This is a genomic window from Gracilibacillus timonensis (genome assembly GCF_900086715.1).
In the GTDB taxonomy this organism is placed as follows: domain Bacteria; phylum Bacillota; class Bacilli; order Bacillales; family Amphibacillaceae; genus Gracilibacillus; species Gracilibacillus timonensis.
The window spans coordinates 755,922-779,233 of the sequence record NZ_FLKH01000011.1 but is presented as its reverse complement, the minus strand read 5'-3'; the positions used below and the strand labels follow the sequence as shown (position 1 = coordinate 779,233).

General features: G+C 38.7%; 19 protein-coding genes. 3 read left to right on the top strand and 16 right to left on the bottom strand.

Annotation, left to right across the window (positions count from 1 at the left end; genetic code table 11):
* Window positions 1-30: 30 nt before the first annotated feature.
* From BN6556_RS10940 to BN6556_RS10925, 4 genes are all read right to left on the bottom strand, one after another.
* Window positions 31-1,326 (bottom strand): ABC transporter substrate-binding protein, encoded by a 1,296-nt coding sequence (locus BN6556_RS10940; RefSeq protein ID WP_066190995.1) that lies wholly within the window; start codon window positions 1,324-1,326, stop codon window positions 31-33.
* 215 nt (window positions 1,327-1,541) lie between these two features.
* Complete coding sequence (locus BN6556_RS22105) at window positions 1,542-2,996, bottom strand: response regulator (RefSeq protein ID WP_066190992.1); 1,455 nt, start codon at window positions 2,994-2,996, stop codon at window positions 1,542-1,544.
* A complete protein-coding gene (locus BN6556_RS10930; protein ID WP_066190986.1) occupies window positions 2,996-4,750 on the bottom strand; it encodes a sensor histidine kinase in 1,755 nt (584 codons plus the stop codon). Before BN6556_RS10930 ends, BN6556_RS22105 begins: the two co-directional genes overlap by 1 nt.
* Before the next feature lie 354 nt (window positions 4,751-5,104).
* Window positions 5,105-6,013 (bottom strand): D-alanyl-D-alanine carboxypeptidase family protein, encoded by a 909-nt coding sequence (locus BN6556_RS10925; RefSeq protein WP_066190983.1) that lies wholly within the window; start codon window positions 6,011-6,013, stop codon window positions 5,105-5,107.
* A 513-nt stretch (window positions 6,014-6,526) separates the two neighbouring features.
* Between BN6556_RS10925 and vanR the strand changes: the two genes are divergently transcribed.
* From vanR to BN6556_RS10910, 3 genes are all read left to right on the top strand, one after another.
* On the top strand, window positions 6,527-7,234 hold the full coding sequence (vanR, locus tag BN6556_RS10920; RefSeq protein WP_066190982.1) for a VanR-ABDEGLN family response regulator transcription factor: 708 nt from the start codon (window positions 6,527-6,529) through the stop codon (window positions 7,232-7,234).
* On the top strand, window positions 7,227-8,327 hold the full coding sequence (locus tag BN6556_RS22835; RefSeq protein WP_066190979.1) for a sensor histidine kinase: 1,101 nt from the start codon (window positions 7,227-7,229) through the stop codon (window positions 8,325-8,327). Before vanR ends, BN6556_RS22835 begins: the two co-directional genes overlap by 8 nt.
* Window positions 8,328-8,492: 165 nt before the next feature.
* A complete protein-coding gene (locus BN6556_RS10910; RefSeq protein WP_066190977.1) occupies window positions 8,493-9,113 on the top strand; it encodes a YesL family protein in 621 nt (206 codons plus the stop codon).
* Window positions 9,114-9,174: 61 nt separating this feature from the next.
* On the opposite strand, the gene BN6556_RS10905 is transcribed toward BN6556_RS10910, so the two are convergent.
* From BN6556_RS10905 to BN6556_RS10850, 12 genes are all read right to left on the bottom strand, one after another.
* Window positions 9,175-10,332 carry an N-acetylglucosamine-6-phosphate deacetylase gene (locus BN6556_RS10905; protein WP_205410322.1) on the bottom strand — a complete coding sequence of 386 codons (1,158 nt, stop codon included), beginning with the start codon at window positions 10,330-10,332 and terminating at the stop codon, window positions 9,175-9,177.
* The gene (locus BN6556_RS10900) at window positions 10,322-11,095 is read right to left on the bottom strand and encodes a glucosamine-6-phosphate deaminase (RefSeq protein WP_066190972.1); all 774 of its coding nucleotides are present in this window, start codon (window positions 11,093-11,095) and stop codon (window positions 10,322-10,324) included. The genes BN6556_RS10905 and BN6556_RS10900 overlap by 11 nt, the downstream gene beginning before the upstream one ends.
* 53 nt (window positions 11,096-11,148) lie before the next feature.
* Entirely contained in the window at window positions 11,149-12,009 is an 861-nt protein-coding gene (locus tag BN6556_RS10895) for a sugar phosphate isomerase/epimerase family protein (protein ID WP_235817492.1), read from the bottom strand.
* 53 nt (window positions 12,010-12,062) lie between these two features.
* Window positions 12,063-12,962, bottom strand: a complete 900-nt coding sequence (locus BN6556_RS10890) for a Gfo/Idh/MocA family protein (RefSeq protein WP_066190969.1) — start codon at window positions 12,960-12,962, stop codon at window positions 12,063-12,065.
* Between the two features lie 19 nt (window positions 12,963-12,981).
* Window positions 12,982-14,031, bottom strand: a complete 1,050-nt coding sequence (locus tag BN6556_RS10885) for a Gfo/Idh/MocA family protein (RefSeq protein ID WP_066190967.1) — start codon at window positions 14,029-14,031, stop codon at window positions 12,982-12,984.
* 32 nt (window positions 14,032-14,063) lie between these two features.
* Window positions 14,064-15,575: an extracellular solute-binding protein gene (locus BN6556_RS10880; RefSeq protein ID WP_066190965.1), complete on the bottom strand. Its 1,512-nt coding sequence runs from the start codon at window positions 15,573-15,575 to the stop codon at window positions 14,064-14,066.
* Between the two features lie 62 nt (window positions 15,576-15,637).
* Window positions 15,638-17,137, bottom strand: a complete 1,500-nt coding sequence (locus BN6556_RS10875) for an extracellular solute-binding protein (RefSeq protein ID WP_066190959.1) — start codon at window positions 17,135-17,137, stop codon at window positions 15,638-15,640.
* 96 nt (window positions 17,138-17,233) lie between these two features.
* A complete protein-coding gene (locus BN6556_RS10870; protein ID WP_066190956.1) occupies window positions 17,234-18,094 on the bottom strand; it encodes a carbohydrate ABC transporter permease in 861 nt (286 codons plus the stop codon).
* Window positions 18,095-18,107: 13 nt separating this feature from the next.
* On the bottom strand, window positions 18,108-19,061 hold the full coding sequence (locus BN6556_RS10865; protein WP_066191316.1) for an ABC transporter permease: 954 nt from the start codon (window positions 19,059-19,061) through the stop codon (window positions 18,108-18,110).
* Between the two features lie 95 nt (window positions 19,062-19,156).
* The gene (locus tag BN6556_RS10860) at window positions 19,157-20,215 is read right to left on the bottom strand and encodes a LacI family DNA-binding transcriptional regulator (protein WP_066190954.1); all 1,059 of its coding nucleotides are present in this window, start codon (window positions 20,213-20,215) and stop codon (window positions 19,157-19,159) included.
* A 67-nt stretch (window positions 20,216-20,282) separates the two neighbouring features.
* The gene (locus tag BN6556_RS10855) at window positions 20,283-21,035 is read right to left on the bottom strand and encodes a sugar isomerase domain-containing protein (RefSeq protein WP_066190951.1); all 753 of its coding nucleotides are present in this window, start codon (window positions 21,033-21,035) and stop codon (window positions 20,283-20,285) included.
* A 23-nt stretch (window positions 21,036-21,058) separates the two neighbouring features.
* Window positions 21,059-22,999 (bottom strand): alpha/beta hydrolase family protein, encoded by a 1,941-nt coding sequence (locus tag BN6556_RS10850; protein WP_066190949.1) that lies wholly within the window; start codon window positions 22,997-22,999, stop codon window positions 21,059-21,061.
* Window positions 23,000-23,312: the final 313 nt, after the last annotated feature.

Here is a 23,312-nt window from a genome sequence, read left to right as displayed (position 1 = left end):
TTGTTGTGTTGATTAGTGATCAGTCGAAAATTATTCCTCTAGATATTGGTTATGTCGATCCACTAGATTCTCAATCGTCTGATCCAAATCTTGTTCATCAATAAAATATCGTTCCAATTCTTGATTGAGTAAGTCATCTACTTGCAATGGCAATACCTCTGCTATAACCCCAGGTTGATCAAACATTCTTTCTAAAGAAGCAATATCATAGGTGTCTTCTACCCCTTCCACCATATCGGCAATAGCCTGATCTATCGGTGCGTCCTTAGAAGATGGTATTCTTCCCCCACTTGCTTGATGAATCATCCCTTCATCGGCATACCATTTAATAAATTCCCATGCCTCTTCTGGATAATCTGTATGGGAAGCAATCGATATCGCATCTCCCAATCCATGAGCGATTTGACTACCACCTTCAAAATTCGGAAATGGCGCAAAGGCAATTTCAAAGTCTCGTGGATACTCCTCTAAATCATTTGACATTCTCAAAATTCCTTCAAAAGCGCTCAATATAGCCACTTCTCCATTTAAAAACATTTGATCAGCGGCGGCTCCCGTTGCAATTTGTTCCCCTAGCGGCATCATCGATTGATCATTATGCATCATCTCATGCATGATGTTTAATCCTTCTGCTACATTGACTTGATCAAAATTCGATTGACCGTTGGCATTGACATATCCTTCATCAATTAAGGCACTCGCAACATACGTGTGAGTACTCGGATCAAACTGACTGTATCCTAATCGTGTATCCGTTGTTAATTCTGCCGCATATTCCCTTAATTCTTCCCAACTCCACTCTTCCGGTATTGGTAATCCCGCTTCATCTAACGCCGTTTTATTAAGGAAGATGAAATTGGCATTTTGCTTGGTTGGTACCGCATAATAAGAATCATTCACCAGCCAGCGTTGTGCCTCTTCTCCCATTTTCTCCTCAATATCGTAATCATCAAATTGACTTAGATCTAAGACAAACTCTGATTCGACCCGATCTTGTAAATAGTTTGGAACATAAGACATAAACAGATCGACACTATCCCCTGTCTGTAATGCTGTATTCAACTTTAAGTTTCCATCATCATCATTGACAAACCTCGTATACTCCACTTTGACATCTTCATTTTCTTCATTCCACTGATCAACTACCGCTTGCGGTCCAGCATCAGCCGGTACCCCTCCCCAAAAATGCAGCACAATCTCTCCATCCTCTGAAGCGCTTCCATTTTCAGTCTCACTAGAATTACAACCAACTAAAAAGACACACAAACTAAACAATAATACATACATGCCTTTCGCATACAGACGCCCCTTGCTTTTCCCCTTCATTTGAACCCCTCCCTAATATAAATGACACCTTTATCTTAGCACGCCTTATTTATTTTCTTAATGAACAAATCTGTTCAAAAATGAATCATATCTTTGGATTCATCGAGGCGATCCTGATCAAGTAACTTCTTCTAGTGACTGCTAACCCCCGCTTATTATGAATAGCTTTCATTGCGTAAAAAGAAAGCCACAGTACCTGAGAACACTGGGCTTTCTTACTTTACAGCTATAGTCTTTTGACAAGGAATTTGTTTTCGGAAATTCTTTGGGGTAGACTCTGTAATCCTTTTAAAGATTTTAATAAAATAATTGTCATTCAAAAAGCCTACTTGCTCTGCAATCTCTGAAATACTCATGGTTGTTTCTTTTAATAATTTCTTTGCTTGCTCAATTCGCACCGTATGAATATACTGTATCAATGAATCCCCTGTCTCTTTTTTAAACAACGCACTCAGATAATTCTCATCTATGGAAACCTTCACAGCCAACGAACGTACAGATAACTCTTCCGCATAATGATCATGGATATACTGTAGAATCATTTGAACGATGGGATGATTGGAATATAGTGCATATCCATCCTGTGCTTGCTTATCCCAAAAAGCTAATATATTCTGCTTGAAAATGTCTAATAGTTCATCCTGTGTGTTGCACCTTATATAACTTTCACGATGATCTGATTCTCCTGCTAATCTAGCCACCATGCTATCAAGATTGATCACTAAACCTTTCGCTACAGGCATACTCATCCCCGCTTTTATCCTTTTACAAGCAGCCTGTTCTACTCTTTGTTCCAAGTTATCTCTGTTTAAATTCACAAAACCATGCATCACCTCATGTTCTATCGCTGCTTTTTCTGACTGTTCCAACTCTTTTGTTGTAGTCAAGGCAGAAAAGGACTGGGTCCAATGTCGGTTTATTTGTTGCAACATATCTTTACAGGCAAGCACTATTTCACTATTTCGTACAACAGCTGACTTCCATATAATATACTCTTGCAAATGACCTAATGCCAACTTACTATCATCACTTGACCAATAAAAAATCGTTGTCATGCCAATATCATGAACTAGATACGTTAGCACCTGCTGTCGTGAATGCAGGAATAAGGATTTCAAATATGCCTCATCTTCTAATTTTTCTTCACCATGATGTATGGTAATGATCTGCAAATAAAACCTATCCAATAATGAGAAAGTATCGATTAAAGATAATGGTACTTGATAATTTCTGACTTGATTCCATAAACTCACAAGGTTTTCTTCCATTTTTTTATTGTTTTTTAAATGCTGATGAATCAGCTCTTTTTCTATCTTTCCCAGTGTCTCTTTTAACGATGGGACATTCATGGATAATTTAAGGATATAATTGGCTGCCCCAAGCTCGATTGCCTTTTGCACATGCTCAAAATCATTCAAGCAGGTCAGCATAACAAATAAACTAGTAAAACCCCTTTCTCTGGATTCTTGCAGCAAATCCACGCCATTCATCATTGGCATTAAAATATCAGATATGACCAAGTCTGGTTCCTGCTGCTCCATCAATGCGAGTGCTTCTTTACCATTACTCGCTTCCCCAATAATAGTAAATCCTAAATCTTCCCACTTAATAAGCTCCCTAAATGTCTCTCTCACAAAAACTTCATCCTCTACCAAAATAACGGTCCACATTAGTGATCCTTCCCTTCTTGATAAGGTTTGGTCATTAATAACGGTATACATAATGTCACTTTCGTACCTTTTGAAGATGAATCTATCGTAAGATCTGCTTCCTCTTTAAACAGTAAGCGCAGTCGCTCTTCTAAATTCTTCAATCCTACGCCAGTTCCTCTTGAATTATTCTTTTTGGCTTCTTCAAATCCAATACCATCATCGCTGATTTCTATGAACAAATGCTTAGCTAATGTATAAATATTAATAGAAATATTCCCTTTATTCACCTCTGGAAAAGCATGATAGATCGTATTCTCCACAATTGGCTGCAAACTAAATTTTAGCACTAACGCATGTTGGACATCTTCTTCTATATAATAGTGAACTTTATATTTTCCTTTATATCGATAATTTTGTATATAGATATAAGAGTTCAATAAATCTATTTCTTCATATAATTTAATCAATTCAATCTCATTAGCTAGGCTCTTCTCTAATATTTTGCCTAAACTAACACAGATTTCCTCGATGTCTTTACTGTCTTCCTTCAATGCAATCCATTTAATGGTATTTAATGTATTGTTCAAAAAATGAGGATTAACCTGAGATAATAACATTTTGTACTTCATTGCTTCCTTTTGTCTCTCTTCTATTTTTAATTCTTCTGTCGATGTCTCTAAATCTCTCATCATCTTGTTAAAATGCTGCACTAATTCTTTTAGCTCTCCGGAATAATCCGCTTCTGCTAGTTCAGTAGACAAATCTCCCTGCGTTACAGTCGCCATTTTTGATTGCAAGTGTTTTAGTGGTGCTGTAAATTTGGTGGAAATCAAGAGTGTAATGGAGATAAAGATCACCATAAAAATGGTAAATGGTACATAATAATTTCTTTCCACAGAGTGAATATTATTATACATAACATCTAACGGTTGTAGGCTAACCATATACCAATCCATATTGTCTAAATAATTATAGCTCACAAAATAAGGGGCATTCTCTGTAAAATAATAATCTTCCTTGTTTGATCTGGATAAAACGGTATCAACGGTATCCATCAGGATGTCTATATTATCTTCTGATTGCAAAATAATCTCTCCATCACCTTCCATAATAAAATACGCTTGATCCTCTGGCAGACCTGACAATAAAGTATTAAACCATTCGGAAAAGTCAATACTGATTCGAACAACTCCAATAGTCTCTCTCTGATTGCCTGATATTTCAGCAAATAAAGTTAAGAAATATTCACTCTTGGATATATCACTATGCACATAGTTGTCATCTGTTATACTCCAGTAATAGCTCGCCTCTTGTTGCATTAACTCGTTATACCATGGTTCCTTGACTAAATCATTAAATTTGTTCGATATTCTTGGTGCAAAGGAAGTATAGACATTTTCTTTATTATCTAAAATGGTATAATAAATCGAAGGACTGGATAGAAAAAAGCTATTGCTGATACTCTCAAATTTCGTATTGATCATTTGATGTCGATCAATAATCGAGTATTCTTCGGGATTCTTTAAAATATTGGTAATCGTCGAATCCTGTCTTAGTAACGTGAGTGATCGAAAAGTCATCCCCATCAAATCTTCCAGTGTCTGATTCATCGCATGTACCTGATTATTAGACTGCTGAATCACATTTTCCTTTAAAACCTTTTCAAAGTTCCAAAAATTATATACATTCAATAATACAAAGGGCAGCAGAATAAACACTAAAAAAGATACAATCAATTTATTTTTCAAAGTCGCGGGAACGAATTTTCTCATGTTAATTTCAGCTCCCCCTTAAGTAAATAGTTAATTCCTATATAGCTATCATTATATAAGATATCACACATAATGAGAACGCTTTCTTTTGATTATTACAGATATGTGTGATGAAATCTAAGATTTGTTCTATTTTGTTGTGTGCTAATCTCGCTTTCTTCCTATGTGCGAATGAAACGTTGTAGCTTCTTTTACTAAGTTAGGCAATCACACCTCGCATTCTCGTGCTTGGTAAATCGATAAAATCACGATTCCACATGCAAAAACGGTCCATCATTCACAGATGAGTGATGGACCGTTATATACCTTATATATTTAATAATTCCAATAAAAAGTTACGCATGTTTATTTTCACTACTCACTAGATTTAATTTCATTATACAACTTCAGCGTATCCGCTATTTGATCATTATTTGGATGACTAATGTCTTTGAAGGGAGCTCCCATGACGACAATGATATATTCACGATTATCTACCACCCCAAGTGTTGCCCAGTTTTGTCCAGCTTCTTCTGTTGTTCCTGACTTTCCACCAATAATTTCAAAACCGTTTTGTTCACCTTTATCAAGGGATGAAAGAACAGTCGATTCTAACATGATTCCATCAGGATGGGCTGTCGTCGATGTTGTCTGATACGTCTCTTTTGTAAAAATCGCCTTAAAATCTTCATTATCTAGTGCATAATCCAAAAGCTTGGCCATGTCAGCAGTTGTCGTATATTGCTCTTTATGATCGAGCCCCTCTGGATTAGTAAAATGTGTGTTATTCAATCCTAATTCATCCGCTTTAGCATTCATCATTTGAACAAAGTCATCCACACTTCCTGCCACATGAATAGCTAAAGAGTTTGCTGCTTCAGCACCTGAAGGTAAGATAGTTCCATATAATAGATCCCGATAGGTGACGGATTCCCCAGCAGAAAAACCTGCCATCGAAGCATTATTTGTAAACATTTCACTTTGCGTTTCTGTGTCTATAGGGGCAGGAGCAGATAAATCATTAATATTCTCAAGTGCTAGAATCACTGTCATGATTTTTGTGAGCGAGGCAGGGTATGCCTTAGACTGAGCATTCTTTTCATGAATCACATCTCCTGTCTCTCTATCGATCACATACATATATTGACTTGCGTATTCTTGGTTACTAAAATAAGGAAAATCTTTTTTGAAATCTAAGTTTGTTTTAGCTCCCACATTAAATGCGATGACCACTACAACCGTAATGACCAGCACTATTTTTATCATCGTTAAAAACTTTCTCATACTACCGACGCTTCCTTTCATTAACCTCTTCACTTCATTATTTGTATGGGGCCATACCAGACCTTGAATGCAATCCCACTTCTAATCCATCAACACATCTCCAATGAGTTCTGAATCGCTAGCTGCTATCAAACCTTGTACTTTCATCATACTAAAAGAAAGCATTTGGTTTATTTGTTTTCCTTCAAGAAACTCATAAGATTTTATGAATAAATTCTTACGAAATTCCTACGAAGCACTTGGTAATATGGTGATTTATTTAATAGCTTCGTTTACCCAGGTCTCCACTGTTTTCATACCACAAGCGATACTAGTTGTATGGTTTATCCTATAGGAGATATTCTAAGAAGTACATATAATAATTGCGTAACACAAAATCAAAACATGTAAAATGCTTGAAAAGATATTTTTCCACTGCTAATGTGAAAGAGTATGGGTTGATATCGAGGCCCCATGTCAAATCACACACTACTATGAGAAGTGTTTTGCATTGAACAATGAAGGGGTGAGAAAATGACAACAAACGTTTTAGTTGTAGAGGATGAAATGGAAATTGCAAATTTAATTGAAGTATACCTGACGAATGAAGGCTTAAACGTTCATCGGTATTCTAACGGAAAAGAGGCATTAAAAAGTATCCAAACGACTGCTTTTGATTTAGCTTTACTGGATATTATGCTGCCAGAAATAGATGGTTTTACGCTCTGCCAACGCATCAGAGAAAACTATCATTACCCTGTTATCATGCTTACTGCAAAAATAGAAGATATCGATAAAATTACCGGGCTAACACTTGGTGCGGACGATTACATGACGAAACCCTTTAACCCCTTGGAGCTGACCGCCCGGGTAAAAGCTCAATTAAGAAGGTACAAGCGATATAACCATACCGAAGAAAATGAAAATATAGAGTCAACTAATCCAGAGTTTTACGATTTCGCCGGATTGTATATCAATAAAGACAATCATAAATGTTTCCTGTATGGTAAAGAACTGTCCCTCACACCTCTTGAGTTTTCCATCCTATGGTACTTGTGTGAAAATAAAGGGAAGGTTGTTTCATCTGAAGAGCTATTCGAAGCCGTTTGGGGAGAAAATTACTTGGATAATAATAACACGGTAATGGCTCATATTGGCCGTTTACGAGAAAAAATGAACGAGAAAGCCAGAAATCCAAAATTTATTAAAACAGTGTGGGGAGTTGGCTACACCATTGAGTAATCAATATTCAAGCTATTCAGGAAATGACTTGAAAAGAGCCATCATTTATAAATTCCTTTTAATGGTGCTTTTGTTCACTGTCGTCTTAGTGCTCACTTTTTTATTTGCGGACTTTGTTCTATCCATGTTCACTTGGCAAGCGGACAATGCTTTATATCGTTTGCTTCTTTTTCCGAAAAATAATCCTATTTTGGTCCTTTCTTTTTGTTGGATGATCGGATTTATCATCATTGTTTTCATCAGTTGGAAAAAGATTATTTATTATTTTGATACCATTATAGCAGCAAGTAATCAATTGGCTTCCTCGAATGAGGACCTCATTACATTACCGCGGGAATTGAAGCAGGTGGAAGATCAAATGAACCAAATTAAACAAAGCGCCATTCGCAATGACAGATTAGCAAAGGAAGCGGAACAAAGAAAGAACGACCTAATCGTCTATCTTGCCCATGATCTAAAAACACCACTTACTTCCGTCATTGGTTATTTAACCTTGCTTCATGATGAACAAGAGATATCAAACAAGTTACGCCAAAAATATACGTCCATTTCATTAGATAAAGCTATTCGTTTAGAAGATTTAATTAATGAATTTTTCGAAATTACTCGTTTTAACTTAAGCAAACAAAGCCTTGAGTTAAGTCAAGTGGATATCATTCGAATGTTGGAGCAAATAACCTTTGAATTCCAACCGCTGCTTTCTGAAAAAAACCTATCCTTTCAGCTCATCTCACCTGATAAGCTTGATATCAAATGTGATGTGGGCAAAATGGAGCGCGTGTTTGATAATATTATCCGAAATGCCGTTAGCTATAGCTTCCCTGACAGTGCGATCACCATCGAAATCAAGGAGGAAGGCGAGGGCGTTCGCATTCGCTTTGAAAATGAAGGATATACCATCCCAGAAGAAAAAGTAAACCGAATTTTCGAGCAATTTTACCGCTTAGATTCCTCACGTGGCACCAATACAGGTGGAGCTGGCCTGGGACTTGCTATTGCAAAAGAAATTGTGGAACTCCATCAGGGAACTATTTCTGTGTCAAGCTCAGATGATCAAGTGGTATTTGACATCTATCTTCCAACTCTTTCATAAGAATGTTGCAAGAAATGCGGAAAGAAAAACACTTTTTAGCTTGGTACGATGGATCTAACAAGTTAGGGAGTGTTTTTTTACGATGTACCTATGCAACTCCTTCTATAAATCCCCCCGTTTTTATGTTACATTATAGATATAAAACTAAAAATCGGGTGAAAATTTATGAAACTAATAGATAACAAATTTTATGGATATTTAGAAATTTTCGCTAACTATTTTCTTCTTAATATACTTTGGGTATTGGCATGCTTACCCATTATAACCTTTTTCCCTGCCACCTCTGCGATGTATAGCGTTATTAGATGCTGGAAATTAAAAGATGATACTGGCGTTTTTGTCTTATTTATCAAGTATTTCAAGGAGAATTTTAAACAAAGTTTTTCGATTGGGATAATTTGGTTTGTTATTACCATCATTCTTTATGTCGACTTTCTATTCATGAGACAATCAGAATTCAGCTCGTTTCTATTCATTCCCTTACTTATTATTGGTTTATTATTTGCTTTTACATCGATCTATGTATTTCCGATCATCTCACACTACAATATTTCAACCAAAACGATTATTAAAAGTTCCTTTTTTATCTCCATGACTTACTTCCCTATGACCATATTAAATCTTATTCTTTTAGCTCTAATAGCTGCTGCATTATATTATTATCCGATAACGTCATTAATTCTTTTCAGCTTTGCAGCCTTTGTTAATTTTTCTATTTGTCATATCGTTTTTACAAAGAACAGCAAGTTGCATGAGCAAAGTGCCCTGCAACAAACCACAGAATAAGTGACATCCTACAAAAAAAGCTGTCTGCTCAACATTCCCATGAACAGACAGCGTGCTAATTTTAATAAGCAGTATACACTTGTTTTCCCAATTTATATGTTTGTACGATGTTGACTGCACTATTCTCCCGCTTGAAAGTAACTAGATCGGCAGGCGCTCCTGCCTCAAGGCCGGCCTTCGTTGGAAATTTCATAAACGAAGCAGGACGCGTGGAAGCCATCTCCCAAGCTTCTTCTATCGAACATAACTCACTATTTACAAGATGCGCGATGCCGTCTTTTAACATTTTTACAGAACCAGCCAATAATTTCGGATTTTCTTTCATATGCAGTTTACCTTCGGGTGACAGCACAACCTTGCCACCAATATGGGTATCATACTCGCCTGGCTCTAAGCCACTGAGATATACAGCATCGCTGACTAACATGCTTGAAGATTTTTTGGCACGTATGGCGACGCTTAGAAAAGATTCCGGGAGATGGAATCCATCCCCAATCAAACAGACTGATAGATGATCATTAGCCAATTGCTCCCAAATATAGTTTGGATGACGCGGCAGCATAAGGTGTGCTCCATTTCCCAAATGCGTGGACATGGTCGCTCCTGCTTCTACTGCTTCTTGTATTTGCTTTGGCGTTGCCGCAGTATGACCAAGCGATACGGTAACATTATTTTCAACACATTTCGTGATGAAGGAAACAGACTCCAGCCATTCAGGCGAAATGGTGATGATTTTAATTCTGCCCTGTGCCGCTTCTTGCCATCGTTGGAAAAGCGACCAGTCAGGAGCCTTTACATAAGCCGTACTATGAGCACCCCTGGGACCATCTTCAGGAGAAATAAAGGGTCCTTCTACATGGATGCCGGCCACACATTCTGCGACGAAACGATCGTTTTCACAGGCTTTGGCAATCACCTGCACGGCATGTTCAATAGCTTCATCATGATTGGTGATGATGGTAGGAAAGAAGGAAGTAACCCCCTCTTTCCACAGTAAGTTCGTAACCTGCTTGATGGTTTCTTCGGTGATTGGCAATGTATTAAAATCATAGCCTTGATAACCATTAATCTGTAAATCAACGAGACCTGGTGCGATATAGGGCAAATTCACCTTCTGACTCGATAATGGCTGAATATCTCTAATCTTACTTCCTTCAATGGTTACGGAAATTTGCTCTCCTGTAGCATAATGAATTCCTTCTAGCGATTCATTCATCATAAGCATCCTTATCTACATAAAGAGTACAAGCAGGATGACGACGTAAGATGGAAGCCGGGTTTTTCTCTGAAATAGGCCCTTTTAATGTTTGTTGGACGGCATTCTTCTTCGTCGCTCCCGGAACAATGCAATATAAATGACAGCCAGACATCAACGCTGGAATCGTCAAGGTCAATGCATGAGTGGGGACATCCTCTAATTTGGGAAAACAACTGTCATTGACCTGTTGTTGTCGGGATACTTCATCCAGCTGCACCTTTTTTATGAATGCAGGATCATGAAAATCGGCTACGGGAGGATCGTTAAATGCAATGTGACCATTCTCGCCAATCCCTAAACAGACGATGTCAATGGGAGCTTCTCGTAATCGCTCACTATAAATGCGACATTCCTTGTTTATATCATTGACGCCATTGATCAAATGAACCGCTCCCGGCTTGACGCTGTCAAACAATCGATCACACAAAAACGCACTGAATGATTGTTCTTCCCTAGGCTGTAAACCAATATATTCATCCATATGAAATACAGTCACCCGCTGCCAATCTATTCCGGAAGCATTCCTTAATGTCTCCAAAAATTCATTTTGAGACGGGGCAGAAGCAAATATCATCCGAATCGTTTCCTTCCCTCTTAATAAAGATTTCATTTTTTCGATAACATCTGCCGCTGCTGCCAATCCCATGTCTTTCCGCTTTTCATATACTCTTACGGTTAAACTTTCCACCTTTTCTTCTTTACTTGGCTGTATTTTTAGTTTCAATTTTTAAGAATACTCCCTTCTTCAAGTTTTGTTAGTCATCATTAAGAAGATGTTTACTTTTCTGCAGTCTGTAGTAGCTGATGTAAGCCATCTAACGTTAATTGGGTGCCATCCATTTTTGTTCCGTTTTCTGGAACATAATGCGTCTCTATCGTGAATAAGCCTTGATAACCATCTCTTTCAAGAGCTTGTAACTGTTCGACATAAGAGACATTACCCTCACCAATGGGAACACACCTCGGCTCGTTATCAGTTTTCATGTAAGCGTCTTTTAAATGGATATGACCAATTAATCCTTTCACCGCTTCATATCCCTGGGGAAATGCAGGTTTGCCCCCATGTTCTTCATTTCCTGGATCCCAAAGAGCTTGGAGGTTAACCGAATTTACCTTTTGTACCATGCTGCTTACTTCAGAAGCATAACCGCCATTGCAGGCCCCTTCATTTTCCAATAATAATATTATGTTCTCTTTTTCAGCTAGATTAGCTGCTCGTTTTAAATGACCAACGATTTCTTCTTCATATTTGTCAGGATCTTGTTCTCTCCAGAATGAGAAGATGCGAATTTTATCTGTTTTTAACTGTTTAGCTATTTCAAAGACGCGATTTAGTTTCTGAAAATGGGCTTCCACACTTTCTTCATCTTGCCCAAATGTATCCCCTGTAGCAACTGTTCTAGAAGGATCAAGCGCACACTTGAATACGGGGGATGATATACAGGAAACAAATAATCCTCGCTGTTCTACTTCTTGAAGTAGCCGTTTGACTTCATCATCCGAAAAATCAATGATATTTTTACCATTTACCCGTCGTGCTTCTACATGTTTGAGTCCTTTTTCTTGCGACCAATTTAAGGCCTTTGTGATATCAGATGATACTTCATCTGTAATGACACCCAATCTATCCAAAATCAATGATTTCCCCTCCTGTTTCTATCACTGCGTTAGTCATCTTGATAAGTCTCGCTTTACAATTCTACTGTTTTACCTGTTGCACGGCTTTCATTTGCTGCTTCTAGAAATCTAGTAATTTCCAGCGTTTCTTCGCTATCAATTGCTGATTTCCCGGTTAATACAAATGGTATGATTTTCTCTAAAAGAGAGGCATAGTAGGGCTTACCACCTGATGAGGCGTTGACAAATGCTGTTCCTTCCTCACTATGGATCGCCGCGCCAAAAGTATTATTTCCCTTTCGATTCCCACGTAAGCTACCAATACGACCATCTCCCCATTCTCCCAGTATCACATCATGATCTTCATTTTTGGTCACAGTAACTCTTTCACACCCTGTACCAAATGTACGATAAAGCATTTCAGCCGTATGAATGCCATACCAGAACAAACCATGATTAGGTTCAATAGCCAGTGGCCCATAACAGTCCATGCCTATGATGGTTTTTCCTTCTAACTTTTCGAGCGCAGCAGATAAATCCTCTGCAAATCGGATAGCAGAGCAACTCATAATAGGTGTCTGATGCTGATCGGCTAACTGAATAATTTCCTTAGCTTCCTTGAAAGAGGTCGTAAACGGCTTATCAATAAATACAGGTTTTTGATAAGAAACAATTTGTCGGAATTGCTGCAGATGTACCCGACCATCTACTGATTCCAAGAAGATCGCATCACACTTTTCCGCGACTTGCTCCGGAGAACTTACGATTTCAACATGGTAATCGTCTCGAAGTTCGTTCGTAAATTTTTCTACACGCGAGGAGCTCAATTCCATATCTGGTGAGCCTCCAGGAAAGGCAACGACGACCTTTCCTCCCGGCACATGATATTCATTCGCTGTATCATTTAGTAATTTGGTAAAAGCAACCACATGGGATGTATCTAAACCGACCATGCCAATTCTAATAAAATCCATGTATTTATTCCTCCTGTAATTAAAGCTGAAATTGATTGACAGTACTTAGCTGAACCTCTTTACCTGTTCGAGCCGATTCATAGATCGCCAAAAGCAAGTCCACGGCTTTGCGTGCTTCTTCGCCAGATACTAATGGTTCACGGTCTTCTTTGATTGCCTGAATCATGTCATCGACAAAAATATAGTGCCCCTTATTCGAGATAGCTTTCGGGTCATTGCTTCCCCCTTCTGTATTACTCGCTTGAGGCATTTCTTCCTCTTTTCCACTAAATTTCCATTGTTTAAAACCGGAATCTGCAAAAATAATCGAACCATTTTCACCATGAAGTTCAAATCTGGTTTCTTGACCTGGATACACCGAAGTGGTTCCCTGGATAACACCAAATGCGCCATTTTTATATTTGACGGCAATCACAGCGGTATCCTCTACTTCGATATTTCGAACTAAAGGAGCAGTATAGGCAAAAACTGATTCCACCTCGCCCATCATCCATTGAATCAGATCGACGCCATGGATGCCTTGATTCATTAACGCTCCACCGCCGTCTATTTCCCAAGTGCCTCTCCAGCCAGCACTCTCATAATATTCTGGACTACGGTAGTATTTTAAATACGCATCCCCAAGCACCATTTTCCCAAGCTTCCCTTCTTGGATAGCTTTTTTCGTTTTAATAGCTGCATCTAATGTCCTCCGCTGATAAACAGCACCTAATTTAACACGATGAGACCGGCATGCCTCAATCATTTTCGACATGTTTTTGCTCGTAATGTCTAACGGTTTCTCACACAATACATGAATGCCATGCTGAGCAGCCGCTATGGTTGCATCTGCATGATAGCCGCTCGGTACACAAATGGATACGATATCAATCGCTTCTTGTTTAAACATCTTATCATAATCGGTATATATTTTTTTTACATCAAAGTCATTAGCTAATTTTTCCGCCTTTTCCTGTTCAATATCACAGATAGCCACTAGATCTGCCTCTGGATGTGCGGTTATCGCTTTTGCATGAGAGGCTGAAATCACTCCAGCCCCTACAATTGCTATCTTTTTTTTATTAAACATATGGTCCACCTCTTCTTATAAATAATTACGTTCTAGTTCAACTCTACTTCCTGCATGCGTTGATATGCCTCTGCGTGGATGTCAACTAGATCTTGAACACCTAAGTTTTCCATCTCTTGTACATAATCATCCCACTCCGCTAAATCACGGTCCCCAATAATAAATTTTGCGATTTCTTCATCTCTATGCTTCATAATGGATTCTCCTTGAATAGCGATGGTTTCCTGCTCTTCCGAAGTAAAAGCTGGTTTAGGAACGATTGGTGCATCATATTGCGGGCTTTCTTCGTATGCTTGCTTCACTTCATCACTAAACAACTCCATATGTGCGTCGTAATCGAACCAGGAGTAAGTTGCATACGTAGATAATCCTGTGTCATTACGGAGATCTGCAACACTTCCATAGTCTTCTATCCAGTTTTTCTCTCCATTCTCTTCCGTATAGGTTTCCCCTTCGGCACCCCAGCTTAATGCATCTCGACCTTCTTCAGAAAAAGTCCAGTCAAGGTATTGAATAATAGTGTTAATATGTTCAGAAGTGACGGCCACCGAGTAACCAGAGTCGTTTTCATGTGCAGAGAACGCTATTTGGTCCTCTCCAGGAAAACCAGCAGGCGGCGGCATATTGATTAATGTGTAATCTGGATTGGTTTCCCGATTAGCCAGGTTAAACTCATCTATCCTCCCGATATAGTCGTGAGTAATAAAGGATGTATCCGTGGACATTAATTCCTGCCACTGAGCGGTATCGGTTGATAAAAAGTCAGAAGGGATTAATCCTTCACTATAAAACTTATTAAAATATTCCACTAATGCGCGGAAATTATCTTCGATAGGACCATAACGCCATTCGTCTTGCACTTCATCGTAATAATAGCTGTAGCTGGTGCCAAAATTAGGAGCAAAGCTTTCTAATTTATCTGCACCATTACGAAAGCCTAGCGGATAGCTATCAGGATAAATCGACTTTAGCTCTTGTAAAACCGTATATAATTCATCCCAATTCTGCGGTACTTCTAAACCATTCTCTTCAAAAATGTCTTGCCGGTACATATACAGCATACGGTTCGTTTCTCCCATGCCTTCATTTGGTGTCATGAACATTTTCCCATCATGAGAAAGAACAGCCCTTGCCTCTTCAGGAAATTCTTCCATCCATGCTTGTAAATGAGGCATATCATCAATATATTCAAGCAGATCGACTAGAGCCCCATCTTCTCCATAACTGTTGGCTGTTGATGAAGTTGTACGTATTAAATCCGGTAGATCTCCAGAGGCAACAACAAGATTTAATGACTCATCATAAGGATCTGCGGCAATCGTTAAATCGATATCCATATTGCCCCCTTCCTCCATTAAGTCAAATACCATCCAGTCTGCATCCGTTGGCCAACTCGGATGTTCGTTTGTATAGAATTCAATCGTTTGCCTTTCCTCACTGGAATTGCCATCCGAGGAAGACGATTCTGACGATTCATTAGAACATGCCGCCACAATAATTAAAACGAACACAATCATCGTAAAACGAGACATCATCTTTTTCATTAGTTATTCCCCTTCCAATAATTAGAAAATCATTTCCTTTCAACCATGAAACAAGTAGATTTTCATTCCAACTCTGCTTCTTGCATTCTGAGGTATGCTGCTTCATGTATATCTAGCATTTCTTGCAAACCAAGCTCTTGTATCTCTTCCACATAAGCGTCCCATTCACTTAAATCTCGATCACCAACAATAAATTTAGAGATTTGTTCATCTCGGTGCTTCGATATCGCTTCTCCTTGAATGGCCAGTGCTTCTTGTTCATCCTCTGAAAAGGCTAAAACTGGAACAATCGGTGCATCGTATTGAGGATCTTCTTCATAGGCCGTTTTTACCTCTTCACTGAATAGACTCATATGGGAATCGTAATCAAACCAAGAATAGGTAGCATATAACGATAGACCTGTTTCTGAACGAAGCTCCGACGGACTAGAATAATCTTCTATCCAAGCCTTCTCCCCATTTTCTTCCGTGTAGGTTTCCCCTTCAATCCCCCAGCTCAATGCATCCCTTCCTTCTTCCGAAAAGGTCCAGTCAATGAACTGAACAGTCGTATCTATATGATCTGAATCTACTGCGATAGAATATCCCCTCTGTTGCGTGTGTGATGAGTAGTCTCGTTGTTCGCCTCCAGGTAAACCAGCTGGTGGCGGCATATTAACTATTGTAAAATCTGGATTTTCTTCGCGATTCGCGACATTAAACGTATCGATCCTGGAAATATAATCTTGTGTAATAAATGATGTGTCGGTAGACATTAATTCCTGCCATTGAGCCGTGTCAGTTGATAAGAAATCAGAAGGTATTAAATCTTCCTGATAAAACGTATGAAGATACTCCACCAGTTCGCGGTAGTTGTCTTCGATAGGTCCGTAGCGCCATTCTTCATTTTGCTCGTCATAATAGTACTCCCAATCGGTTCCGAAGTTTGCAGCGAAATTTCGAATCTTATCTATCCCATTACGGAACCCAAGTGGATAGCTTTCTGGATAGATTTCTTTTAGCTCTTGTAACACGCTATGAAGCTCCTCCCAATTACCAGGCACCTCTAAACCATGTTCTTCAAAAATATCCTGCCGGTACAACCAAAGCATTCGATTCGTTTCGCCAATACCATGATTAGGCGAAACATACATTTTTCCATCATGAGAAAGCGCGGCTCTAGCTGCCTCTGGAAATTGATCCATCCATTCCTGCAAATGGGGCATTTCATCGATATGATCCAATAGATTGACTAAAGCTCCCTGTGCACCATATCTATTACCTATTGTATAATTAGGCATCCCAATTAAATCAGGTAACTCTCCAGAAGCAATGACAAGATTCAATGATTCATCGTAAGGATCTGCAGCAATCGTAATATCCATCTCCATTTTGCCGCCTTCTTCCATCAACTCCCATACCAGCCATTCTTCATTTGTCGGCCAACTCGGGTGTTCATTGGTATAAAATTCGATCGTTGGCCAATCTTCCTCTGAATCGGTAGTAGAAGAATCTGAAGAACAAGCTGCCATGAACCCTAATACAAAACCCATTATAATCATGAAAGAAATTGCTTTTTTCATCAGTTAAGCTCCTTTAACTTTTGAACTAACTTTCTGCATACTCAACGCCTGCCCTTTCCTATCGTCAAATCTTCAACCTCTCTTAAAACGCTTTCTTTATTCTTTTAAGGACCCGATCATCACTCCTTTGACAAAATATTTTTGAAGGAATGGATAAAGTAACAGGATGGGGAGTGTAGAGACTAGAATAGTTGCATATTGAATCGATTCCTGAACTACTACAGCATCCCCACCGGATACCTCAGCCATTTGTTCAACAAGGACTAGATTTCTCAGAATAACCTGTAAAGGATACAGTGCGTCATCCCTTAGATACAACAAGGGAAGCATAAAGTTGTTCCAGATCCCTACAGCATAGAATAATCCAATCGTTGCCATTACCGGTTTCGATAATGGTAAAACAATACGAAGGAATATACCCAGATCATTTAAACCATCGATTTTAGCAGATTCCTCTAATTCTTCTGGTATCGTCGCGGAAAAAAAGGTCCTCATAATAATTAAGTTCCAAGTAATTACCGCCTGAGGCAGTACCATAGCCCAAACGGTATCCAATAATCCCAAATATCTAACAACTAAGAATGTTGGGATCATTCCTCCGCCAAATAAGATCGTGAACACAATCATCAGCATAAAACCTTTACGAAAAATCAACGTTTTCTTAGATAGTGCATAGGCTCCCATCGCTGTCACAATAAGCGAAATGGCAGTTCCTAAGCTGACATATATAATCGTATTAAGGTATCCTGAGCCAATTCGAGGATCCCCCAATACATGTTCATAATTCTTTAACGTCCATTCCTTTGGTATTAAATTGACATCTCCTCTCATCACATGCACATCACCGCTTAACGAGACAGCAATCATATGCAGAAACGGATAAATCGTCACAAATGCAACACCTAGCAAAAGAATAGAGTTTATCACTATAAACGGAGTAATTTTTGCTTTTCCCAAAACCAACGCCCCCTTACCATAGACTTTCTTGTCCAAATCGTTTAGAAAGATAATTCACACCGAATAAGAAGATAAAGCTGATCACACCTAAGAATAGCCCAATAGCTGTTGCATAACTGTAATTCCCTTGAACAAGTCCAACTCGATACACATAGGTAGAGATGATATCGGCCGTTTCATACGTTACTGGATTGTATAACAAGAACACCTTTTCAAAGCCAATTTCTAACACCTTTCCAATATTTAAAATCCCTACTATAAAGATGGCTGGTCTTATTCCTGGTAACGTGATATGCCATAATTTCCTAAAACGCCCGGCACCATCAATATCTGCTGCTTCATACAATTGCGGGCTAATGGACGTTAAAGCGGCTAAATAGATAATGGCATCCCACCCCATGTGCTGCCATATCTCCGATGTTATAAATATCGAACGAAACATTTCTGGCATAATCATCCAATTAAGTGGCTCGACCCCTATATACGAAATCAACCGATTGATAATGCCAGAAGGAGAAAGAAAGACGACAACCATACTCGCTACCACGACATTTGATATAAAATGTGGTAAATAACTGAGCGTTTGAACAAATCGCTTGAAAAACATATTTTTCACTTCATTTAATAAAAGCGCAAATATGATAGGAATGGGAAATCCAAAAAGGAAACTATATAAACCTAGTAAAAATGTGTTTCGCAATAAATTATAGAAATCTGGATTGTTGAAAAACGTTTGAAAATATTTTAACCCCACCCAATCGCTTTCTAACACACCTGTAAATAAATTGTAATCCTTAAAGGCAATAACAACCCCAAACATTGGTACGTAATGGAATATCAAGTAATAAATTAATACAGGCGCAAATAATATTAAGAGATATTTGCTTTCGTTCAATCTTTTACGGAACGTTTTACTCTTTTTGTTTGTTTTATTACCGGAAGACTTCTTTTTTGGTTTGGTTCCCATTTTCGTTCCCTCTTGTTCTAACGGCTCTAAATTCTCCATTCAATGGTACCTCCTTTTTTCATTAATTGGCAGCAGTAACCGATTACCATGACCATTCAACGATTTAATAATGAATCTTCTAAGTGGAGTACAGAGCTGCGATCGACTATTCTCGGTTGTAACATAATATCTACATTTTCCACTGTTTTTTCATCTAATTGATCTAGCAGCATATTACATGCTAATTTACCCATTTCGTAATCTGGCTGTTGAATGGTAGTTAACGGTGGTGTAATCATTTCTGAAAACTCAATGTTATCAAACCCCATAACAGAAATTTGCTCAGGGATCTTTATGCCTTGTTTGATCAATTCATTCATCACACCAAATGCTGTCATATCATTACAAACGAAAATTGCAGTTGGTAAATCCGTCCCTTTTAATAAATTTTGTGTTAACTCGATGCCATTTTTAAATTCATAATTTCTTTCAAATTCCTCATATTCTCTTGAAGCAATTTGGATCCATGATTTATCCACCCCAAGACCATACTGATTTAATGCATGGAGATAGCCCTCATAGACACTTTTCCGACTTGGACGGGTCAATGGAGCACTTATTAAAGCAATTTTTTGATGGCCGCTCTTTATTAAATGTTCTGTCGCCATAAATCCACCTTTTTGATAGTCAAAGTGAATTTGACTACTATCCAAACCATCTATTGTTTGATCAAAGGCTACAATATTTAAACCCTTATCTATTAAAGCTCCAAGCAGTTTCTTATCAGGAGAAATAGATGAAACAATTAATCCTTTTACTTGTTTTTCAAATAACGTTTTTAAATATTCCTCTTCCAATTGCGGACTGCGATGAGAGTTACATAGAAAAACATGATATCCCCTACTCCTGGCAACATCCTCAATCCCTAGCATAATAGAGGAGTAGAAAGGATTTGTTATCGATGGAATAATGACACCAATCGTCATGCTATTATTAGTCTTTAGTTGTCTGCCAATCACATTGGGAATATAATTTACTTCTTCCGCAACTTTTCTGATTTTGTCCCTTAACTCTGGTCTAACAGGATAACCATTGTTGCTTAAGACACGAGAAACGGTTGCGGTAGATGTATCTGCTTTTTTTGCTATATCATATATTGTCGGATGTTTTTTCACTATTTCCTCACCTTTTAGTAATCGATTTCTATTTCTTAATCAATTTGTCGATATCTATCCTCTCCCACTACAACTTCTTAATGATTCCTTTAAATTTGTGAATATACTTCTGATTCCATTCATCTCCTCCTGGAATATTACTGCTTTTCCAGATTGGCGGTTGTAGATTGTCACGGACTAACATCTGGGTAGCCTCCATACAAATCGCATTCATAATGAATGCGTTTACAAATGTGGAAATAGCCCCCACTTTTTGCTCTAGACCTTCAATTTGTATAACAGCATCTCCTTCCTTTACTTTGGAATCAATGGTGAGATCCGTTAGCTCAAATAGGTTGTATTTAGATGGGTGTCTTGCAGGATGATCAACAGGTGTATGTTCCGCGTGCTGAACAGAACAAATCCCAATAGTTCGCACTCCCCGCTCCTTTGCTTCAAGTGCAGCACCTATTGCTGCGGAGTTGATTCCATAAGCATTAATAATAATCAACAGGTCACCTTCGTCTAAATGGTTATCATTAATGACCATTCTTCCATATCCAGGCATTCGTTCCATCGCCGATGACCGTAACGCACCATTACTGAGCAATGTTCCCTCATCGAGAATCGCGTTAGCATGCATTAACCCTCCTGCTCGATAGAAAATTTCCTGTGAGGCAAGATTAGAATGTCCGCCTGGGCCAAACACATAAAATATCTTATCCTGCTTGATTTGTTCTGTGACCCACTGAGCTGAGTTCAAGATATTTTCCTTTTCCGTTCTTAGGATTTCTGATAAAAATTGGTTGATTTCTTCTTGGTATTTTACGGTTAATTCCATCGTCATCCTCCTTTTTATGAAATCTATAAGATGTTAAAACCTGCTAACTCTTGGACTCGCCATGCCCCACCTGGTTCGCCAAGTTTTTTATGAACCGCTTCCGACCAACGATAACTTTTCGGCCGATTCCCAAGAAAAATTAATTTGGTCGGCCAAATAAGTCCTGCCACCTGAGGTAAATCTGTGTGTCGTAGTGCATTAATCATTTCAATTAAGTGATCATTGCCATTTGGATTACTTGGTATATCTTGTGAAGCGGGAGGATCTTTTAAAATAACGGCATATATCCTTTGATCAAGCAATGCGGCATAAAGGGCTGGAACCGTCATATCCTTTTCGGCTGCAATAACAATCTTATCGGGATGCACTTCAGGCATGGACCTTAGAGCTTGGACCCCTCGTAATACATCCCAAACTCGTAAAGAGGCGACGGTTCTTCCTGTCAGAGCTAAAGATCTACGTACATTCCAATTGATTTCGGGGCCCCAGGCACTTTCACCAACTCCTCTTACCTCCAACATTGCCTGCAGCCACGAAGACGGTAAATCATGAATCATCGGTATGTGATGAAACTTAAACCCATCTACCCCTCCAGGTGACTGTAAATAGATAGCAGTCGGTGAATGAGAAACCTGCATATCCTCTCCTTGCAAAAACCCCGTAATCCTCCAGCTATACTCAGAAATAATGGAAAACGTGTGGTGCCAACTATCTTCGTTCGTAAAATATTTTTGCTTAGTTTCCATAGCCAGCGGAATAGAATAGTTAGGAAATGCAGCAAAACTCTCTTGCTTTAGTTTCTGAATGACGTTTTCTTTAACCGCTGTAAGCTCTTGAGGCGTTGTAATCGATGGCTGTTGGCTTAATGCAATCAACCACTCTTGAACCGATGTTGATTCATCATTTGCTGGTTGCTTGCCTTGATAGACAAGCAACTCTTCCTCGCCCTCCCTTTTCCCATCAATATCACTAACTGGATGATGTCCCTCCCCTTTTAAATGTTGAAGGAACCATGAGAAAGCGGCCTTTCGAGAGGCGGAACTATAAGAATGGTGTGCATGAAAGTCAAATAACTGAATTTTCTCCTTGCAACCCAAATCACAATATAGCGCTTTCAATTTTTCATAAACGAACTGAACCGAGTCTATGGTATAATTTCTGTCTCGATCCGGAGATATAATTAACATCGGACGCGGAGCCATCAAGGCATAAGATTCAATAAGTGACCAGCCATATGGATTATTTGGAAAAATACAATCACAATGTGTATCTATCGTTCTTTCTCTTACCTGTGAAGCAATCGTACCAGTACCACTCGATGCGGCTGCTGCCTTAATTCGATCATCACAACAAGCAGTCCACCAGCTAATAGCTCCCCCACCAGAATGTCCAGTGATGCCGATTTTATCCGGGTCTACTTCCTGTCGTTCTGTCAGTAAATCGATACCCCTTACTGCATTCCAAACCTCGGTTGCCGCAGGTGTATAACCTTTGCTAATCCATTGAAATTGACCGTGTGCATAGGTCCCATGGTGCATTCCTTGCACCTCTCCGAATTGGATTGTATCAATAATCAACGTAACAAACCCAAGTTGAGCGAATTTCCTAGGATGATCTTGGTAATTTATTTTTTGTGAAAGACTGTGACCACAAAGGTATATAAGGGCTGGGGCAGGAACTTCTACATCATTGGGCACATATAAATGAGCCGTTACATACAAGCCAGGTAAACTTTCATAATATATTTTTTCAATTCGGTGTGTATCACTTTGCAGTGTGCCAGTTATTGTTACATTTAATGGTGTCCTCGGTTTATTAAAAAACGTATCGATCCCAAGCATTTTCTTAAATTGTCTTTGTTTACTTTTTTTCCATAAGAAGTATTCGCTGTCTGAAGAAAAAGAAGGTAACGGACGCTCTGTGATTTCTCCTGCCACTTGATTCAAATAGCTCCTTATGTACACTAGTTATCTCCCCCTTTCGGATACCAATATATTTCCAAATTTCAGATTTCTATATTTGGTAACTATAAATTTACTCGAATCCTATATAAATGACAAGTCTTTAAAGTGTCCATTAATGGGGATAGCGATTTTATTTTTTTGGAAACCGAGAGCACTAGCCATACAATCGCTTCATTTACTCGAAACTTATAACAAGTAACAACTCTATACAACAACCCCTTTTAACGCCCAATCAAAAACATTAAACTGAACTTATAGTCTATTTAAAGACTTGTCATCACCGGCACCTCCCATTATACTGTTCATATATTTT

What these genes read in the sequence shown, in the direction of transcription:
- BN6556_RS10940 (WP_066190995.1), bottom strand. Translation starts at nt 1,326, where the DNA reads ATGAAGGGGAAAAGCAAGGGGCGTCTGTATGCGAAAGGCATGTATGTA.
- BN6556_RS10905 (WP_205410322.1), bottom strand. Translation starts at nt 10,332, where the DNA reads ATGATGAATGAATCGCTAGAAGGAATTCATTATGCTACAGGAGAGCAA.
- BN6556_RS10880 (WP_066190965.1), bottom strand. Translation starts at nt 15,575, where the DNA reads ATGAAAAAGATGATGTCTCGTTTTACGATGATTGTGTTCGTTTTAATT.
- BN6556_RS10930 (WP_066190986.1), bottom strand. Translation starts at nt 4,750, where the DNA reads ATGAGAAAATTCGTTCCCGCGACTTTGAAAAATAAATTGATTGTATCT.
- BN6556_RS10875 (WP_066190959.1), bottom strand. Translation starts at nt 17,137, where the DNA reads ATGAAAAAAGCAATTTCTTTCATGATTATAATGGGTTTTGTATTAGGG.
- BN6556_RS10865 (WP_066191316.1), bottom strand. Translation starts at nt 19,061, where the DNA reads ATGGGAACCAAACCAAAAAAGAAGTCTTCCGGTAATAAAACAAACAAA.
- BN6556_RS10885 (WP_066190967.1), bottom strand. Translation starts at nt 14,031, where the DNA reads ATGTTTAATAAAAAAAAGATAGCAATTGTAGGGGCTGGAGTGATTTCA.
- BN6556_RS22105 (WP_066190992.1), bottom strand. Translation starts at nt 2,996, where the DNA reads ATGTGGACCGTTATTTTGGTAGAGGATGAAGTTTTTGTGAGAGAGACA.
- BN6556_RS10910 (WP_066190977.1), top strand. Translation starts at nt 8,493, where the DNA reads ATGAAACTAATAGATAACAAATTTTATGGATATTTAGAAATTTTCGCT.
- vanR (WP_066190982.1), top strand. Translation starts at nt 6,527, where the DNA reads ATGACAACAAACGTTTTAGTTGTAGAGGATGAAATGGAAATTGCAAAT.
- BN6556_RS10855 (WP_066190951.1), bottom strand. Translation starts at nt 21,035, where the DNA reads ATGGAATTAACCGTAAAATACCAAGAAGAAATCAACCAATTTTTATCA.
- BN6556_RS10890 (WP_066190969.1), bottom strand. Translation starts at nt 12,962, where the DNA reads ATGGATTTTATTAGAATTGGCATGGTCGGTTTAGATACATCCCATGTG.
- BN6556_RS10925 (WP_066190983.1), bottom strand. Translation starts at nt 6,013, where the DNA reads ATGAGAAAGTTTTTAACGATGATAAAAATAGTGCTGGTCATTACGGTT.